Source organism: Microbulbifer sp. ABH2_005 (assembly GCF_056160005.1).
In genome coordinates, this window is the sequence record NZ_JBSWWI010000001.1 from 53,430 (window position 1) to 70,862 (window position 17,433).

At 51.7% G+C, this 17,433-nt stretch carries 16 protein-coding genes; 2 read left to right on the plus strand and 14 right to left on the minus strand.

The genetic code is table 11. The features are described from left to right. Nucleotides 1-3: 3 nt before the first annotated feature. Nucleotides 4-687: an RDD family protein gene (locus ACXAFI_RS00250; protein WP_475107208.1), complete on the minus strand. Its 684-nt coding sequence runs from the start codon at nucleotides 685-687 to the stop codon at nucleotides 4-6. Nucleotides 688-714: 27 nt separating this feature from the next. Next, complete coding sequence (locus ACXAFI_RS00255) at nucleotides 715-1,440, minus strand: hypothetical protein (RefSeq protein ID WP_475107209.1); 726 nt, start codon at nucleotides 1,438-1,440, stop codon at nucleotides 715-717. Between the two features lie 170 nt (nucleotides 1,441-1,610). On the opposite strand from ACXAFI_RS00255, the gene ACXAFI_RS00260 reads away from it, so the two are divergent. Next, entirely contained in the window at nucleotides 1,611-2,228 is a 618-nt protein-coding gene (locus tag ACXAFI_RS00260) for a DUF2939 domain-containing protein (protein WP_475107210.1), read from the plus strand. 8 nt (nucleotides 2,229-2,236) lie between these two features. Then, the gene (locus ACXAFI_RS00265; RefSeq protein ID WP_475107211.1) at nucleotides 2,237-2,608 is read left to right on the plus strand and encodes a DUF2237 family protein; all 372 of its coding nucleotides are present in this window, start codon (nucleotides 2,237-2,239) and stop codon (nucleotides 2,606-2,608) included. 83 nt (nucleotides 2,609-2,691) lie between these two features. Here the strand turns inward: ACXAFI_RS00265 and ACXAFI_RS00270 are convergent, their stop codons facing one another. From ACXAFI_RS00270 to ACXAFI_RS00325, 12 genes are all read right to left on the minus strand, one after another. Beyond that, the gene (locus ACXAFI_RS00270; protein WP_475107212.1) at nucleotides 2,692-3,696 is read right to left on the minus strand and encodes an AgmX/PglI C-terminal domain-containing protein; all 1,005 of its coding nucleotides are present in this window, start codon (nucleotides 3,694-3,696) and stop codon (nucleotides 2,692-2,694) included. Between the two features lies 1 nt (nucleotide 3,697). Further along, entirely contained in the window at nucleotides 3,698-4,219 is a 522-nt protein-coding gene (locus ACXAFI_RS00275) for an ExbD/TolR family protein (RefSeq protein ID WP_475107213.1), read from the minus strand. Nucleotide 4,220: 1 nt separating this feature from the next. Further along, on the minus strand, nucleotides 4,221-4,748 hold the full coding sequence (locus ACXAFI_RS00280) for a biopolymer transporter ExbD (protein WP_475107214.1): 528 nt from the start codon (nucleotides 4,746-4,748) through the stop codon (nucleotides 4,221-4,223). Nucleotides 4,749-4,759: 11 nt separating this feature from the next. Continuing rightward, complete coding sequence (locus tag ACXAFI_RS00285; RefSeq protein ID WP_152455539.1) at nucleotides 4,760-5,428, minus strand: MotA/TolQ/ExbB proton channel family protein; 669 nt, start codon at nucleotides 5,426-5,428, stop codon at nucleotides 4,760-4,762. A gap of 235 nt (nucleotides 5,429-5,663) precedes the next feature. Further along, complete coding sequence (locus ACXAFI_RS00290; RefSeq protein WP_475107215.1) at nucleotides 5,664-5,942, minus strand: hypothetical protein; 279 nt, start codon at nucleotides 5,940-5,942, stop codon at nucleotides 5,664-5,666. Continuing rightward, nucleotides 5,942-6,592, minus strand: a complete 651-nt coding sequence (locus ACXAFI_RS00295) for a tetratricopeptide repeat protein (RefSeq protein WP_475107216.1) — start codon at nucleotides 6,590-6,592, stop codon at nucleotides 5,942-5,944. The genes ACXAFI_RS00290 and ACXAFI_RS00295 overlap by 1 nt, the downstream gene beginning before the upstream one ends. Beyond that, complete coding sequence (locus ACXAFI_RS00300; protein ID WP_475107217.1) at nucleotides 6,579-9,446, minus strand: tetratricopeptide repeat protein; 2,868 nt, start codon at nucleotides 9,444-9,446, stop codon at nucleotides 6,579-6,581. Before ACXAFI_RS00300 ends, ACXAFI_RS00295 begins: the two co-directional genes overlap by 14 nt. Further along, nucleotides 9,439-11,535, minus strand: coding sequence for a hypothetical protein (locus ACXAFI_RS00305; protein WP_475107218.1), 2,097 nt, complete (start codon nucleotides 11,533-11,535; stop codon nucleotides 9,439-9,441). The genes ACXAFI_RS00300 and ACXAFI_RS00305 overlap by 8 nt, the downstream gene beginning before the upstream one ends. Nucleotides 11,536-11,541: 6 nt before the next feature. Next, nucleotides 11,542-12,066: an AraC family transcriptional regulator gene (locus ACXAFI_RS00310; RefSeq protein WP_475107219.1), complete on the minus strand. Its 525-nt coding sequence runs from the start codon at nucleotides 12,064-12,066 to the stop codon at nucleotides 11,542-11,544. Between the two features lie 113 nt (nucleotides 12,067-12,179). Next, nucleotides 12,180-13,178: an FAD:protein FMN transferase gene (locus ACXAFI_RS00315; protein ID WP_475107220.1), complete on the minus strand. Its 999-nt coding sequence runs from the start codon at nucleotides 13,176-13,178 to the stop codon at nucleotides 12,180-12,182. Nucleotides 13,179-13,190: 12 nt separating this feature from the next. Continuing rightward, nucleotides 13,191-14,750, minus strand: coding sequence for a hypothetical protein (locus tag ACXAFI_RS00320; RefSeq protein ID WP_475107221.1), 1,560 nt, complete (start codon nucleotides 14,748-14,750; stop codon nucleotides 13,191-13,193). A gap of 155 nt (nucleotides 14,751-14,905) precedes the next feature. Then, nucleotides 14,906-17,428: a LamG domain-containing protein gene (locus ACXAFI_RS00325; protein WP_475107222.1), complete on the minus strand. Its 2,523-nt coding sequence runs from the start codon at nucleotides 17,426-17,428 to the stop codon at nucleotides 14,906-14,908. Nucleotides 17,429-17,433 lie beyond the last annotated feature (5 nt).

Consider the following 17,433-nt stretch of genomic DNA (forward strand, 5'->3'; position numbering starts at 1 on the left):
TTCCTAGCCCCTGCCACCCAGCAACCAACTGCCCACTGAGCGCAGGTACTCCAGCGCGGCACTGTCTCTCTTGGCGGTGATAGGTTCGAGCAAGTTGGCGAGCTCCTGTTGGCGGGCCTCGCTCAAATCCTCGTGGCGTTCCAGTAGGCTGATCAGCGCAAGCTGGTCTTGCTGTTTGAAGTCGCGCGGCGGTGGAAGCGGTGTTGCATCCGGCAGTGCCATGGGCACCTTTTCCGTATCGCGATAGACCACCAGGGTGCCCGCGGCCAGGTCGCCCAAGCGCTGAAAATTGCGCCCCAGTGTCATGGCGATTATGCCGGTGGCGTAAGCGAAAGGTAGGAAATCGGCGAAGCGCAAAAGGTTGCGCACGATGGAGGCGCCCCAGGAGATGGGGGTGAGGTTATCGTTCACCACCATCAGGCCAAAGGCTTTTTTGCCCGGTGTCTGGCCGCCGCGCAGCACCTCGAAAAACACCGGGTAAAACCACTCCAAAAGGAAGGAGCAGACTAGCCAGATTCCCATGCCGGCAGTTTTGGCAAAGGCCAAGCCTATACCGAGAGCGGCCAGTATCAGCGTGCGATAAAACACATCCACGGCAAAGGCGAGGATGCGCGGCACAGGCCCGGCGGCCCGTGCGCGCAGATCAATACCCTCTGGGGTTTCGACGTTATAGGTGGTATCCAGCAAGCCACCGCTCCTGTTAGATGCTACTTATTAAGAACTTTGAGGGCCGCCAAAAACTTTGCGATAGGCGACGCCTACAGCAATAAGGAGCAATGGCAGAGCCCAAATAAGACCGATCAGAAGGGCCATAAAACCAGCGATAAGTATTAATAAATTGAGAATCCCAAAACCTAAGAAGGTAAACCAGTTTTTAGTAACAGCTTTGCGGGATACTTCTAGTGCTTGCCAAGGTCCCAGGTTTTGATCGACGATCAGAGGAATGGCAAACATATAGGCAACCATCAAGTAGATTCCAGGGATGACCAGCAGTGCAAAGCCGATTAAGATCAAGATACTCATAATGAAGTTGGCAATGACCAGCGGAACAATCTTATCGAAGTAAGCGAATACCTCGGTACCAGATGCTTCCTCACCGCGAGCAATTTTGATTCCGATCATTAAGAAACCAGCCGCAAGGGGTAGCCCAATGATCGTTGTTATAAGGTTGTAAATAATACCCTGAGTTAGAGATGGGTCACCAAAAGCACTGGTAAGTAGCCCTGCAACGACAGAAATCACTATTACTGCAATGGAGTACAGTAGAAAACCTAACCAAACCCTGCGTTTTTTACCGCTAGATAGATTCCATGCTTCATTGATGGTATCTCCGATCGCAAACGAATAATCCCCTGCAATTCCTTTCTCAATGGAGCCAAAGTCACTACCCTCTTCTCCTTTGGCGAGCTGTGCTTGGGGAGCCTGATAAATATCACTCATCCTGTCTGATGTCCTTATTAAAAGTTAACTGGTTGGATGTGCAGAGTCTTGGGGGGCGAATATCTCATAGGCACGATTTAGGAACAATGCCACGCCAGTACAGGGACAAATTAGGTGATGGATCTTTCTCAGCATAAAATTCCCTCTAAACGTAATAAGGAGAGGTAATAATGAAGAAAACCCTTTGGGCGGGGATTGTGGTACTGGCATTAATCGTTGCTGGATATGTGGCTTTGCCTTTTTATGCGATGGAGCAGTTGCAGCATGCCGCACAAATGGCGGGTGCCCAGGAGCCAGAAAAAAGGCGTGAAAGTATCGATACTCTGGAACGCTATGTGGATTTTCCGGTATTACGTGACAATTTAAGGGTGCGATTACAGGAACAACTGCGCTCCTCTATTGGTAATTCGATCCCTCAGGAATTCGATGAACTGCTGACCGCTGGTGCAAATTTTGTTATGGGGCCGTTGATGCAACAATTTGTCACCCCGGAAGGGATAGCAGCCTTACTGCGGGGCGGCGAGGACCTGGAGGGGATGGAGCGAAGACTGTTTGGTCAGTATGCCGCTCCTGATACTGCCCCCTACCCACAGGCCCAGCAGGAATCTGAAAAAAAACCAGAGAGCAGTTGGAAGCGTCTCAAGTGGCGTTTTACCGATATTAACCACCTGAGTGCGGATTATGGTGAGGCTGACCGAGCGGAGCTGCGGCTGACTATGCAGCGCAACGGTTTGCACTGGCAGTTGGTGGATATCGAGTTGCTCAATGGCACCGAGGCAGAGGACTGAATATGGAAATGGATAACTCAGTAAATGTATTTGGTGATCCTCTTATTCCCTGCAGCCTGGAGCCGATGACCGGTTTTTTCCGCGATGGCTGTTGCAACACCTGCAAGGAGGATCAGGGCTCACACACAGTTTGTGTGGAGGTGACTGAAGAGTTTCTAAGTTTTTCCCGCAGCCGTGGTAACGACTTGAGTACGCCGATCGAGGAGTACGGTTTCCCGGGATTGGCTCCGGGAGACCGCTGGTGTTTGTGCGCTGCACGCTGGTTGGAGGCCCAGCAGCAGGATAGGGCTCCGCGCGTTTTTTTACAGCGTACCCATGTGAAAGCTTTGGAAATCGTACCTCTACAGTTATTGCGACAATACGCTGCAGATTTGAATTAATAAGTGCGAAAGAAAAATTGGCACAGCGGGCAAGCTGTAAAGATTTGCTCCGCTGTGCCAATGTCAATTATCTAAAATCCCGATCAGGATGGCAGGAAGTCGATAGAGTAATTGCGGGTTGTGGCTTTTACATCCGCAGCACCAAAGTTAATCATGCGGATTCTCGCCAACAGCTTGCGCTCCAGGGCTGGGTTGTTCAGCTCACTCTCAATTAACTTGATAGACGAAATGGTGCCATTAGCTTCAATGACCAGCTGCACAGTAATTTTACCCTGCAGGGTGGGATCACGACGCAAGGCGCGGTTGTAGATCGCATTGATCGCCGACTTGTTAGCCTCCATTATGCCGCGAATGGCATTATCGGTACGCGCCAACTTCTCACCTCTGACTCTCCTCGCCGCCTGTTTGGCGGAGCCCTTCGCCTGGGCCTGCTCAACTTGGGTGGTTTGTCGGCCCGCCAGTGATACGCCTCCTGTGTCAGTGCTGATACTCCCGGCCCTGACTCCGCCACTCGAAGTTTTGGATTTATCGCTGATCATATTGCGTTGTGTTTGTGCGGCAGTGGCGCTGCCGGTACTGAGCTGACCGCGGGTAACTTCACCCGTATCAAAACTCTCACGCATATCCAATAGATCGTCGGCCAGGGCATTGATGCCGCTGCTTGCCGCTTTTTCCCGCGCCTTTTGTATAGTGGCAACAGGGGGTGTCTCTACTTTACTGGGCTCGGGTTTCGGAGCCGGTTTCGGCTTTTCCTTCTCGACTTTTTTAGGTTCTGGTTTTTCCTTGGGTTTCTCTGCCTCGGGCTTTTTTTCCTCAGGCTTCGGTATGGCCTTGGGTTTGGGCTTCGGCTTGGGGAGCTCCTTTTTTTCCAGGATAACCTTGGCCAGTTGTGGTGGCACTCGCTCTGCTTGTTCCCGGGTCAGCTCCGGCACTGGAGCAAAGGTAACGATGGAACCACAAACGGCGAAGACAATAAGCCCTGCACGCAGGAACTTTATAAAGCGCTGGTCTTCCTGGTTGGAAGCAGACCAGGGCAACAGGGTTTCCTGTAGTTGCCAGGGGGCATAACGGCTGGTTGCAGTGCTCATATCAGCTTTCCACCCCCGCGGGATCTATAGGGGCTGTCTGCTCCACAGCAAAAGAGATATCGCGGTAATCTGCCTGGGCACAGGTCTGCATAATCTGTTTGAGCAACGCATAGGGAACCTGCTCGTCGCCCATAATCGTGACCGAGCGTCCCCTTTGCTTTTGCTCGTCGCTGAGTTCACCGGCGCGTTCGGCGCGGTACTCCAGTTCCTTCAAGAGGGGCTCGATATTTTCCTTACCAGCGTCAATATCGTTAATGCCGACGATCATGCGATCACCAACGAATAATTGCTGGTTATTCACCCTCACGACCGTAGTAACTTCCGGCTTTTGCTGAGAAGTAGACTTGGGTAGCTTGATGGTTTTGTCTGTTTGCAAAACCTGTACATCGCTAGTGGAGTTCACCAATAGGAAAAATACCAGAATGGTGAAAATGTCCATTAGAGAAACCAGATTGAGCTTCGATTGCTGTCGTTTCTGTCGCTGACGCCGCTCCTGTAATTTGGCGGCTGCGTTAAGCATCATTTTATTTCCCCACTACGGTTGTTTGCTGGGGGGCATCGCCCAGGGAAATTTGTGGGAACAACTTGGCATCGACGACTGATGCGGCAACTACTGCTCGATAACTGCGTGCGGTATCCATTGCTGCCACCAGGGTTTTATACGGTGTACCTTTTTCCGAGAGAATAACCAAGTCGTCTTTCTCGATGGATTTTTCCCTTAAGCTACGCTTTATCTGCTGCAATATCAGGGAAACCGTTTCCATATCTGGCTCACCATCGGTATTCTCCACTCGCCTGACTAGTTGCCCGGCCGGGTAATTGATATCAACATGTGCGGTGCGTAATACCAGTTCCAACTGCCGATTTTTCTGTTCAGTTGCACTACTGCTTCCATCACTGATGCCAGGAAGATTGAGTTTTAAAACTGAGATATGGGAAAGCACCATATTGAGCAGCAGTACAGGAACCAGGATAGTCATCAGGCTCATAAAAGAGGTGATATCCAGCTCTGCTTCCTCGTGTCCACGGCGACGAATATTTAATTTCAACATGGCGAGAGCCCTCAGGCATTCACTGCGCGCTGCTGTTCCGTTTTTTGTGGGCGGCCCATAGTCAACAGGTTTAGGAACTTGACTCCGGCCATCTGCAGGCTATCTACAATCTCATTGGTCTTGTTTTGTAGCATGGAATTAAATAGCAGTAGAGGAATCGCAGAAATGAGCCCGAATGCGGTGGTATTCATTGCTACGGAGATACTGGTAGACAACATAGTGGCTTTTTCCGCAGGGTCGGCAGCGGCTACAGCGGTGAACGCTGCGATAAGGCCCATAATGGTGCCTAACAAACCGAGTAGGGTGGCAATATTGGCCAGGGTAGCCAGATAGTTGGTGCGCTTTTCCAGGCGCGGTACTGCTTCGAGGATGCCCTCTTCGATTGCCAATGCAATATTTTCCTCGCGCTTGGCGAATTGCAGGGTATTAATACCGGCGGCGGCAATGCGACCCATCGCAGCATCGTTGTCCCGGGCCAGTTGTAATACATTTTGATAACTGCGTTTTTGCAGTAGCGGTAATACCTGCAGATAAGCGCGGCGATTGGCGCTCTTAGCGCGGGAAAGAAAAATCCAGCGCTCCACTACCATGGCGAGGCCGATAACCAGCACCAGGGCAATAGGATACATAAAAGGGCCGCCATTCTGGAAAAAGCGCAATAACGCCTGAGTAAATTCCATGATAATTTTCTCCACAGAAGTAAGTGTTTAATTAGCGATATTTTTTTGCCAAACGGCCATTCCATGGACATTGGGCATGATGATGAATATTGTGGAGCCGGATGAGGGCTCTACAATAAATTCCTGATAAGTGAAATACCTGCGGTGGCTTATCCCTGCTCCACTGGAGTGCTGAGTTTCAGCAAAAAAGCACGATTACATTAGTTTGTGGTGCTTGATGAGTATTATTATTTTTCTACTCAATTTTTTCTTCAACAGCCGGCTTGGCACTGAGCAGTTGAATTTCCCGTTTGAATTCTGAGAGCTCCTGGTGTTTGAAAACGGTATTAAAATTTTGAGCCAGAGAACTATCAAGGCGCTGCAGGCTGTCGGCTTGTTTCCAAGGAATGATATACAGCACCTTGGGCTGTTCCTGACTGCCGATTACCGTGGATTCCAGTGTGGTAATTTCTTCTGCACGGGCGGTGCAGCAGGTGCATATTACGGACATTAGAATAATTAATTTATCTCGCATCAGAGTCTACGCTCCAGTTCCAATATCCAAGCGCCGAGTAATTTGTCTTCTTGTTCACGACTGCTCTGGGCCAAACGGTATTGCTGTAATGCCTCTTCCGGCCTGTTTAGATAGAGGTCATAGAGAATACCCAGGTTGCGGTGCGCATCGCTAAAGTCGGGCCAAAGGTTTAGCGCCTGCAGGTAGCACTGTTCGGCCTCTTCGAAACGACCTGCGTCGCGTAGTAGGGCAGCCAACTGATTCCAGGCAAATACATTACTGTCATTGACCTCAATCGCCTTGCGAAAGCTATTTTCCGCATTCTCAGCCTGTTCACTTTTTTGCTGTACTATCCCGAGGTTTAGCCAGGGGCCAGAGAGCTCTGGCCAGCGTTCAATGACCTGCTGTAGCTGCTGCACTGCGGTTGAGCTATCTCCGTTGTTAAAGCTCTCGTGTGCCTGGGCCATAGCGACGCTGGCCTCTTTGGGAACCCGCTTGGCATTGGCCAAATAAGGATTTTCCGTAATTGCATGCTCAATTGAGGCGTCCTTCGGCTGAGCATTTTTACTCAGCGGAAGGCTGCCACAGGCGCTGAGTGCCGCCAGAATCAGTAGTGCTGTTGTGAAGCGAAAGATACCACTGGGGCAATTGCGCAAATTAATGCAGTGCATGGCTCCACTCCAGGGTTGCTTCCGGTTTTTTGTAGCGTGCGGGTAACAGTTCGCCGAGGGAGGCAAAACTACGTTTGACCCAGTCGTCGTAAATTCCATCACTGGTGCGCTGAATATTGGCCTGATGCAGCTCTATCGCCTTTTCCTCGAAAGGGAAGGCCTGCTCTTCCAGTAGGATTTCGTATTGCTCCAACTCAAGGTCATTCAGGTTCTTGGGGCGTTGAGATTCCATCAGGTCATGGCTGAGCTGTCGATAAACTTCAGCTAAACGGAAATTGGCCTGGGTGGTGAATTCTGCAATTTCCAGCTCGAGAACCTTGCGATAATCGGCCACGGTGGTTTTCATCGCGCGCTTTTTATTGGCGAGACTGGTTTTCAGCGGCAAGTGCAATTTTAATGACGCGAATTTTTCATAGCTCTGCTCTGCCAATGCGCTTTGGGAATAGGCGGACAGGTAGCGGCCCCGGGGGGATTTTTCTGAATTTTTTGCTAATTGCTGTAGCCAATAATTCTGTTTATTACGTTGACTGGTTTGCCCGTACAGTTGCACTAACTGATATTGCGCTTCCAGACGTTGTTCAGCAGGCTTTGGCCAGAGCTTGTTGTAGTTACGGTAACTCTCAATGGCACCTTGATACTCACCTGCTTTTTGCAAGCTTTCCGCCGCGAGGAATAAGGATTGGCGACGTACTTCTCGGTCGGGATCATTTTGTGCAAGTTGCAGTAATTCGCCGGCCGCAGCGGCAGGCATTTTCAAGGCTTCAAAAATAACGACTGCCTTGGCGGCGAGGGTAGGTGCCAGCTGATGTGCAGGATAGAAACTCCGGAAGTCTGCAAGTTCAGCACTGGCACGCTGCCACTGCTGTAATTCCATCAGGTAATTGATCGCGTCATACTGGGCGGTGGCTGCAATTTCACTGCGTCCACTCTCCCTGATTCGCAGCAGGTGGCGCAACGCCTCCTCACTGGGAATCTCTCTGCCATCCTCAGTGAGTGCTGGTTGCGCAAGTGCCAACTCTGCCTGCCTATAGATGGAAAGTTGAAGTTGCTTGCGTGTGTCCTCGCGCAAATGGCTATCTTTAGGCTGTATATTCAACGCACGGGTATAGGCTTCTTCCGCAGCCATATAATCTTTCAATGAAAAGTGACTGTGAGCCAGGATCATCGCGATATTTAATTGCTGAGCCTTATTCGCTGGTGGCTGCCACTTATCTGCAGCTTGTGCGGCGGCAATAGCCTCGGCAAAATGTGACTGTTGTAGCAGCTTATCTGCGGCAGATAGTTGTACTAGTAAGGCTCTTTTATCCTGCGGCCATCTCTGGGCAAATTTCAGGCTGGCCTCAATGTTGCGATCCAGCCACAGGATTTTTTGCTCGGCATCCTGCCCCGGTGTTTCTTTATACACTTGTGCAGAGCTGAGAATGGCTGCATAACCAGCTTCGGCACCATGCTCCTTGTCTTGATATTCCCAGGCTACCTGGCTGTATGCGCGCCAGGCTCCAGCGTAGTCGCCAGCCTGCTCGAGGCATTCGGCCATCAGGAAGACCATTGGTGGAGTACGGGGGTCCTGTGGAAAAGTCTGTGAAAACTGCCGGTAGAGTTCCGCTGCCGCTAGGTAAGCTTTGCGAGACTGAGCTTTGAGCTGCTGTTTTTGTTTACTTTTATTAGCCAGTGCCTTGCTTGCGAGCTGAGCAAGCTCCTGCGCGCGCGCGTGGTCAAATTGGGCCAACTCCTCAAGCCAGGGGCGCAGTGACTGTGCCAGGGCTTCGCGCTGACTTGTCTCTGCCTGCTGCCAATACTCACTGCGAATACCATAGCGTTGTACAAATTCCCGCTTGGTTGGAAGCACCTCATCGTGTAAGCCGCCATTTTGCAGTGTTTCAATAGCTTGCAAATGTAATGATGGCGCTTCAGTGCTATTGGGGTAGTGCTTAACAAAAGCCAGATAGGTATCCGCGCTGTTGCGGAATAACTCTTTCTCTCGATACCAATTGCCCAGAGCGCTGTACAGCAGGTGCTGATAACCTCGTGGTTTGCCATCGGGATTAAAGGACTCGATAGCTTCGGCACCGCCCAGGTAACTAAAATTCAGGGCCAGGCCACGAAGGCTATCCTCGCGCAGGCGCTTCTGGCCCAGAGGTAATTCTGCTTCGCTGGCACGCTGCTGCAGAATATCCAGAGACTCGAGAAATATCTCCGTGGAACGACGGTAATCGCTGGATTTAAACTCTGACCAGGCGAGCATATAGCGGGCATTATCGGAAAATGGACTTTCGCCCTTCTCCAGCAATGCGCGGAAGTCCCGTGCCGCCGCCGAATACTCCTTGCGATTGAAAGCCGCTTCGCCTCGGCGGAATAAAACCTCCCCCATAAACGGTGACTCAGGCGCGCCCTGGGCGATGCGCTCCAGTGCTTGCAGTGCGCCTGGCATTTCGCCATCCATAGCACGAGCTCGCGCCAGGCGATAGAGAATATAGTCGTCTCGGGGGCTCTCTTTGGCGAGTGTCTGGTAGTGCTGCACCGCACTGGCAAAACCGACTGAAACTTCCGGGTTATCCGCCTGATGTTGCTCCAGTCGCTCCATTTCCAGATCGGCCAGGCGCAAACGAATCTGTGCGCGAATCTGCGGGTCTGGCTGGCTGGCCAGTGCTTGTTGATAGCTCTGCACGAGAGTGGCGAGATCAACCGATATCAACTCAGGGGGCGCTGATACAGGTTCTTCAGTGGAAGCAGCCGTGGCTGTGGGCAGATCTGCAAGTGTCAGTGCGGACTGATTGCTGCAGGCGGTACTGATACAGCAGATAGCGGCAGTGAGCAGACGCAGGGAAAAGCTTCTGGAATCAAACCTATTCACTCTGCCCCCCTTCATTATCGGGCAACAGAGCTTCTGCGGTCTTTTCCTCAGTTATTTTCTCTACTGTGGCATTGCCTTTTTCGTGAGTATTTTCGCCATCTTGCATTTCCACCTGAGTATTTTTTTCAGGTTTTTTTGGAGGAGGCTGGCTGGCAGCCTCTAGCATGGAGGCGTCCTGTAAGCGCGCTATAGCGAGGCGGGTGTGGGCCTGGTAACCGTGAATCCGCGACTGCTCTCGGCCCAGTTCAGCAATAATATCCCGGCGAAGGGCAGCCTCTACTTCTGAAGCCGTTTTGGCTATGGCTACGCGTTGGCCGGATAATTGCGCCGCAGTGCTAGCCAGACGCTCTGTAAGCTGGGTCAATTGCGGTGCACGCCCCACTTCTACAGAGGTTTTACCTAGCTGCTTTTCACCATTGCGCAAGCTGGCTTCGAGTAGTTGCAGAGTTTTGCGCTGTTGCCACAAGCGGTGATGATACTGCTCGCTGGCCTGCCACAATAAAATGCCACGGGCTTTAGCCAGGGTCTCGCCCTGGTAGTCGGCCCCCTTACCGTTACTGCGCAGTAGTTGATAGCGTTGCTCAGCGCCCTGCAGTATCTCCAGCATCTCGAATATCTCACTGTGATTTCCGTCCTCCCCGTTGCCGGTAGCTTCGAGTAGAGTCAGTACGTCACGCTCCCCTTCTATTTGGGCCAGGGCATCGTTGAGATTGCGGTAGTGTTGCTTGGCGATTTGCAGTTGCTGGTCAAACTCAGCGCTCTGGTACTGCCCGATAATGCCGGTGCGCCTTTGGTGACGCTCTTCGATCAATGAATGCCATTGTGGAATTTTTTGCGACCAGTCATAGAGCACCCTATCCATCTGCTGCAAGTCGCGCAGCTCCGACAGGCGCAGTTGGAATTGATCGCTCTGTAAAATGGGTAAGAGAAAATGCTGGTTGTCCCGCAGTAAGGGTGCGGCTTGAGCCAGCTGTAGCCAGCCGTAGCGTTGTGACTGGCTAAATTGACTGGCGTCTGCCAGCGGTTCTGAAGACAGTGCCCGCTGTAGGTGCTGCAGCTGCTGCAAAGTGCTCTCGAAATATGTGGCTGCATCACTATAGGCGCTTAGGGCTTTATTGCGTTCAGCCTCCTTTTCATAAGCATAGGGCAGGGCGACCCTGGCCTCCCGTGCGGCGGGACTGTGTTGGTGTTCTGCCAATAAAAAACGCAGGGCATCTACCCCCTCCTGGTATTGCTCGCTGTTGATCGAAGACCAAGCGAGCCCGAGCAGAGCTTTGGTTGCCCAGGGGGTGTGCAGGCGCACTTGGGAAAATTCAGCTTGGGCCTGGGAATACTGCTTTGACAATGCCAGAGCGTAGCCAGCGCCGATATGCGCTTTATCCACGAGTATCAGGATATCCTCTGAGGGTTCGTCCTGCTCAGTTGCCAGTGTGCTTGCGAAGCGATATTCCTCGGCGGCGGCAACTAACTCCCCTCTTCGGGCCAAGGCTGCGCCTAGATTGATATGCCCGAGTAAGCGCTCTGCCAGCGGCAGATTAGCTCTTTTAAGGAATTCCCGGGCTGAGGAGATTTCTTCACTGCGCAAGGCCAGGTTAAGGGGAAGGGTGGAGGAATCTATGGCTCCGGACTTTTCCAGATTTTTTGTCGCCAAGGAAAAGTCACCCTGCAAATAGTTCAGCTCTGCCAGTTTCAGCCAGGCAGCCTGGTGCAGTTTGGGATCTGTATTTTGGTTGCCGGTTTGAAGCTGTAGTTCGAAAAGTTCGGCAGCGCGCCGATGCAGACCAAAACTGAGGCTGATTCCCCCTTCAATCAACGCGGCACTGTCGCGGTGAACTTTAATTGAATCACGTTGCTTGGCGACAAGCAGGGTGCTAAGGGCATCGAAGTTATTGCCCTGAAAGTACTCATATAAGGTTGCCCCGTAGGACATATCCTGAGCTTGGCGATACTTTTTGTCTTCGGATTGCGCCTTTTCCTGAGGCGCTATTTCTTCAGAGGTACCTTCAGTCTCTGCGCTGTAAGCCGGCAGATTGGTACCTAATAGAGCGACACTTAGGAAGATTATGTGGGAGAGAGGCCGGTAGCACATGGGTAATCAGGGCGTAGGCCATTGGATCAGTTTAAAGTCCGGCTGCTGTTTACCGGTTTTATCTGAGATGCGTAACTCGATTACAACGGGCTCATCGGTCTTTTCCAGCTCTAAAGTAGCACCCCGCTTATACTCACGTCCTTCGGGCCCAAGGCCAGTAAAGAATGCGAAAATGGTGTAGTTACCAGACTTTAGGTTGCCTTTGTGCAGGGGTTGAATACCACCGCGAACAAGGGCATTGCGCTGATGTTCGGTATACAGGTGGCTAGCCGTGAGTTTATTGTCGATATGTAATTTGACTGCGTCCAACTGGAAATAGTGGCCAATATCCACAGAAACATAAAAAGCCACTTGGCTTTGTGCCGGGTAGAGTAGGTCCTCTTCCAGGATTAACAAATCCCGGTTTAACTTAATGACATCGCGCTTTAGATTTTCCAGCTTTTCAGCGGAAAAAGACTCTTGCTGAGCCTGAGACGCTACGCTCAACACGAGGACGAGTGAGAAAATAAACAGCTGGAGAACGCGTCCCATGGAAGGCCTTTCGATTGTTTTTGACTTTATTGTGTAATGGCGCAAATTATGTCAGGGGCGCAGCTATCTGGTGTGATCCCGTTGGCAATTTTTTTATGACGTTGGAACGTTTATTATGGATTTATCAGTCCCTGGCTGAAAAACAGACGTTTGTTACTGTCGATAACCACCGCTTCAAATTGGGGCAGGCGATCGATGAGTGCCAGTCCTTTTTCCTTACCCAGGACAAATACGCTGGTGGAAAGCGGGTCAGTATCAAAACCCCTTGGGCCGATAATGCTGACACTGATTAATTTATCGCTATCTCCAACTGTTGTATCGGCGGGCTTTCCGGTATTTGGATTAAAAATATGATGGACACGCTCTTGTTGTTCATCAATAAAAAAACGCTCGTAATCACCGGAAGTTGAAATGGCAGTGTCACTTAGGGGGATCACAGCGGCACTTTTGCTTTTCTCTCGTGGATGGCGAATGCCTACCAGCCAGGGCTCACCGCGTTTATCACCGAGCATGCGTGCATCGCCACCGGCGCTGACACTGGCGCAACAGACTTCAGCTTGCTCGAGAATCTGAATGGCTTTATCCACAGCGTAACCCTTGGCAATGCCACCCAGGTCAATTTTTGTCTCCTTGTGACCAAATCGTAGGGTTTTTGACTTTTTATTTAGATGCAAGTGGCGGTAATTCAGAGCTTCCAACAGAGAATCGGTAAGGGCCGTGTCAGCCCTTTTTTTATTGCGGAAATCATAGTGCTTGCCGAGAGTAGCGTAGCTGATATCAAAGGCTCCATCGGTTAGGCGGCTAAACCAGAGAGACTTATCCACCAGAGAAAGCAGCTCATCAGAAATATTGACCGCTGTTCTACCTGCTCCGCGATTGACTTGGGACAATTCACTCTCTGGTTTGTAGGGTGACAGTTGGTTATCCAGGCGATGGAATTCTGCCATCACCATTTCAATCAGGTTTTCCGCTTCATTGGCATCTTCATGCCAAAGCTGCAGGCTGACTTCAGTCCCCATAATTGCACACTCGGCATAATGCCACTCGGCCAGTGCCGGTGCTGCACAGAGAGCAGCACTGCCTATTAGGATGGATCGAATAAAACGCAGCATTTCGATTTCACATTATCTTATGGGGGCAAAAGCGGTCATGCTGTCTATGAGAGTGCCGTTTCCGAGTCCATGGTTGGGGAAGAGGCTGGCAAAGTTACCTTGTTCACCATGTAGGGCCAGGTAGTTCAACACTACAGTTTCCACCAATAGATTGACGTTGTTGGCGGCGGGGCTCGAAGATGTTTCTACATCCCCGGAGGAGCGCATATAACCCAGCTGCTGGTGTCTTGCCTGTTCGTCGGCACTGCCACCGAGTAATTGCGGGCGCCCCGCAGGGTTGTATACCAGGAAGAAAGAAGCAGCGGTTTGCTGATCGTCTCCGGTCCACACGCCCTTGCCACGACCTTCGACAGAGTCGTCGATCATTCCGTTGGAGAAAACCGAACCATCGCTGAAGACATAAATCATCAGCGGCTGGTTGCGACGTGCAGCATACTCCAGGCAGGCGCCAATACAGCGACCGGCACGCAGGTCGCGCATCTCGCCGGTGGCGCGGTCGCCGGTATGGTAGTCGTAGCCGCCCATAGTGATAGTGCCGGCACCGGCATAGCCATCCACCACTAGTTTCATTGCTGAGGCGGTTTTGCGGAATTCCCCATCCCCGCTCAGTTCAGCGCTGGTAAAAATACCAGAGGGACCGACGATATCCGGGTCGGCCTCGGGGTTTAGAACGGCGGGATTACCGAAGCGGTCGGCCAGGTCGGCGCTCTTCATATAGCCGCAGCGAATCATTTCCTTGATAATCGCGTCGGCTCCCACGCGGGTGTTTACCTTACTCAGCTTGGCATTAGAAATACGGTACATGGACTCCATGACCGCTACGGTATCGTCCTGGCTGAGCAGGCCCACCAGGTCACCCACATCTACGAGGCCGGTTACATCAGAAGGCCTGTCCACTTTGGTAGGGCGAACTTCAGGGTTGATCATTGCCGACGGAGCCATGGAGTTACCACCGGAATCACTGGAGCGAGAGCCGATCAGGGCCAATAGGGAACCATTGGCCCCGGCCTTGTTGATTCCGTACATGGGGTTGTGAGGATTATTGCCGGTATCGTTTTCCGAGCGCGCCGGGATCACCGCACCGTTGGTAGCGGTAGCAGTGCCGGAGCTCACTTTTTCCAAGATACCGCGCAATATGCCGCTGTCGCTATGGAAGGCGAGGCCCAGGTCGGTGTTGACAAAACCTGCACCCGCAGAGGGGATCATATCGCCCGGCAGGCCCTGTTTGTTGTAACCGGCCGTGCCAAGAAAATCCATTTGGCCACCTTGTTTGCCTACCAATACATTGGAGCCAGCGATATTGGCTCCACCGGCGAGGTCGAAACAGATAAAGGGGATTTTCTCGGCACCTTTAGCGCTTACCCCGCAGATGCCACGTAGTTTTTCTAAATCGTCGGATAGTTCCGCATGGGCATTACGTGGATTGGCGAACATGCTGAATATCGAGCCGCCGAGGATGGTAGCCATGCCCGTACGAAAACCCTGGGCGAGAAAATCACGACGGGTTACCGGGCGATGGTGGTCCGGATGCCGTAGGGGTTGGTCCAGCTCAAAATGTTTTTTCTTGCTCATAATCTTTGCGGATTTTTATCCGGGATGCCGGTAAATTATTTTTTGAATTTTTAACAGACTGTTGAAATTTTTTTCGACAATCTTGACTAGGCTGTGATTGATCTTCCCAGGTACGGTGTTTAAAACCGTACCTGGGTGGCAGCACGTTTTATTAATTAGTGAATCAGGATCATAGCGCTGCCCATGGCAGCGGCGCATACCGCCTTGACCGTGGTTTCGGTGCGATCTGATGCACAGTTATTCCCACAATTGGTCATAGTGTTAATGAGTCGATTCAACTCATCTTCCAACCCTTGTATTTCAAACTTTCCATCCTGATCTAAATCCTGATCAAATAAAGGGGGTGCACTAGCGAGCTGTGAGTGACTACCGTCGTGCCAGGTCATTTCGTGGCCGAGTACGTTCTGTTTCAGTGGATCGATAATTAATGCTCGTTTACTAGGACTATCAAAAGCCGTATTCACAGGAGCATTAAAATCAAAGCCTGGGAAATAATTTCCGCGCTCATTGGAATTTACCAGGGTGCTGCAGTATTTCACGGCAAGCTGGGTGATACCCATTTGCTGTGCAGCCAGGAATCCGGTGATATCACTGGAGACAGGTAGCTGGCGCTTCACGGCTTCCCAGGTTTCCATCACATCCGGGTGGGCGCTGGAAATACCGGTGGCACGTGACAGACTGGCATTGATCTGCTCGAAACGCCGTAGGCCGATACGTGGTTGGGCTTCCAGGTCCGCCGATTCCGGTGGGGCCGCAGGGGTGGGTTCCACTCGGGTAAAAGTGGCATTGCCGATACGTTCGAAGGAGAGGAAAAACTCATCTTCCAGCGGGCCCTTATCGAGGGTAATGATGGTGCCCAGCCTCGACAGCTGCTGGCCTTGCAGGGGCACATAACTATCATCGATTTCGGTGGAGAAGTTGGCCCAGGACTGACCCACTTCCGCTTCGCGACCATTAATACCGATACGCATGCCTTCAATAGCGATACCTTTCGGATCGACACTTTCGTCCAGGCTGATAAAGGTAGGTTCACTGAACAGGTAGGCGTAGTTGTCGAACTGCTGAACGGTAAACATTACATAGCTTTCGGCAATGCCGGTGTGCTCTTCAACTTTAAATAGCAGGAAGTATTTTTCTCCCACACCTACTTCATAGTTGGTGGCAACATCCTCGGCAGAGAGTGCGCGAGAGTGAATTGCCAGCATGCGGATAGAACCCTGCCAGCTATTTCCGTTACTCACTTCACTACCAACCGCTAGGGCAAAGGTGTCGTCCCAAGTGCTTAAGAGTCCCGCTTCGCTTGGGTCCATTTCCCCAGTATCGGCACCGTTTACAAAGATTTTACGGCCGTTGATGGGGTCGTAGGTCGTGACCACATGTTGCAAGCTGGCTTGTACCAGTTGGTCGGCATCATCAGTCATCAGAGCGGGCATTCCATCTGCATCAGTATTGTCACTGCGGTTCTGGAATGTGTAACTGTACTGCGCCTGGCCAAGGGTAAAGTTGCGAATATCGTCGCCGCCGGAATAGGTAATTAAACGCGCGGGACCTTCCTGGGTGACATTGGCCGGCGCGGCCCAAACCTCAATGGAGTATTCGCCGGTGGCTGTGAGGGTTTCGTATAACTTGCGACTCGTAGCCGTAGCGCCCTGGGCCTTACCCCCTTTCAGCTGTAAACCCCAGGACTCGATCCACTCCACATCGCCTGAAAGAGCTAAATCAATGGCTGGGTTTACCCCGGAGGTGTCATAGGCCGTGGTGCCGCTGCCGGTTTTGAATTCATACAGGGCGATCGCATTATTTTCTATGCGGCCTCCACTGCTGGCGACGATGCCATCGGTGAGAAGCAGGGCTTTACTAAGGACCCAATCTGGATTGACCTCAGTAGGAGCAATACTGTCGGCAAAGGCCTGGATGGCAGCTGTCATCTCAGTTTCGTTATCTGAGCAATCATCCCAACAGTTGTGAAATTCACTACCCAGGCGCACGGAGAAGCGTGAGTCCGCGGGGGTGTCCAGGTTCATTTTGCTTTTCGCCTCTTCGTAGGCGAGATCCAAATCGGAGCTGGCAAAATAAGGTTTTTGTGTGAGCGCGGCATCCTCACTGTGACAGTTGGCACAGTAGTTACGTAGTACCGGGTAAACGGTAGTACCGAAGTTACTACTGGAGACCGGGAAGCTCTTACTCGCACCCACATCGCGTTCAATAGGGGGAGTTAATGTGACGGTATTACTGAGGCCGCCGCTGGCTCGGGCCCACTCTTCAATATAATTGGTAATAATTTCAGCGCAGGCGTCGTCGCTGGAGAGCCAACAGTTGTGCCCACCACCTACTTTAGTGACCAGGCGAGATTCCTCTGGGAGGCTCAGATTTACTAATTCGCGACCAACATCGTAGGCTGCATTAATATCATCACCACGCACAAAATGGGGGCTCTGTGCGCCTTCTACGTGGCAGCTACCACAGCGATTTTGTTCGGCCAGGTTATCCCAGATATAGCGCTTGTACTGTTTGACATCCTCGGTTTCTGGTGCTGGCCCTGAATAGCTGGCACCATTATTGGATTGGTTGGTATTTGGCTGCTCTTCCGTATCCTGGCCACTGCCGCCACTACAAGCGGCAAGAAATGCGACTGTGCACAGGAAGGTGAATATCTGCAGGTTTTTAAAAGTTTTCATTATTA

Excerpts from the sequence above, each read along its gene's own strand:
- ACXAFI_RS00280 (WP_475107214.1), bottom strand. The coding sequence starts at position 4,748 with ATGTTGAAATTAAATATTCGTCGCCGTGGACACGAGGAAGCAGAGCTG.
- ACXAFI_RS00315 (WP_475107220.1), bottom strand. The coding sequence starts at position 13,178 with ATGCTGCGTTTTATTCGATCCATCCTAATAGGCAGTGCTGCTCTCTGT.
- ACXAFI_RS00320 (WP_475107221.1), bottom strand. The coding sequence starts at position 14,750 with ATGAGCAAGAAAAAACATTTTGAGCTGGACCAACCCCTACGGCATCCG.
- ACXAFI_RS00275 (WP_475107213.1), bottom strand. The coding sequence starts at position 4,219 with ATGATGCTTAACGCAGCCGCCAAATTACAGGAGCGGCGTCAGCGACAG.
- ACXAFI_RS00255 (WP_475107209.1), bottom strand. The coding sequence starts at position 1,440 with ATGAGTGATATTTATCAGGCTCCCCAAGCACAGCTCGCCAAAGGAGAA.
- ACXAFI_RS00305 (WP_475107218.1), bottom strand. The coding sequence starts at position 11,535 with ATGTGCTACCGGCCTCTCTCCCACATAATCTTCCTAAGTGTCGCTCTA.
- ACXAFI_RS00295 (WP_475107216.1), bottom strand. The coding sequence starts at position 6,592 with ATGCACTGCATTAATTTGCGCAATTGCCCCAGTGGTATCTTTCGCTTC.
- ACXAFI_RS00260 (WP_475107210.1), top strand. The coding sequence starts at position 1,611 with ATGAAGAAAACCCTTTGGGCGGGGATTGTGGTACTGGCATTAATCGTT.
- ACXAFI_RS00285 (WP_152455539.1), bottom strand. The coding sequence starts at position 5,428 with ATGGAATTTACTCAGGCGTTATTGCGCTTTTTCCAGAATGGCGGCCCT.
- ACXAFI_RS00270 (WP_475107212.1), bottom strand. The coding sequence starts at position 3,696 with ATGAGCACTGCAACCAGCCGTTATGCCCCCTGGCAACTACAGGAAACC.
- ACXAFI_RS00325 (WP_475107222.1), bottom strand. The coding sequence starts at position 17,428 with ATGAAAACTTTTAAAAACCTGCAGATATTCACCTTCCTGTGCACAGTC.
- ACXAFI_RS00310 (WP_475107219.1), bottom strand. The coding sequence starts at position 12,066 with ATGGGACGCGTTCTCCAGCTGTTTATTTTCTCACTCGTCCTCGTGTTG.
- ACXAFI_RS00265 (WP_475107211.1), top strand. The coding sequence starts at position 2,237 with ATGGATAACTCAGTAAATGTATTTGGTGATCCTCTTATTCCCTGCAGC.
- ACXAFI_RS00290 (WP_475107215.1), bottom strand. The coding sequence starts at position 5,942 with ATGCGAGATAAATTAATTATTCTAATGTCCGTAATATGCACCTGCTGC.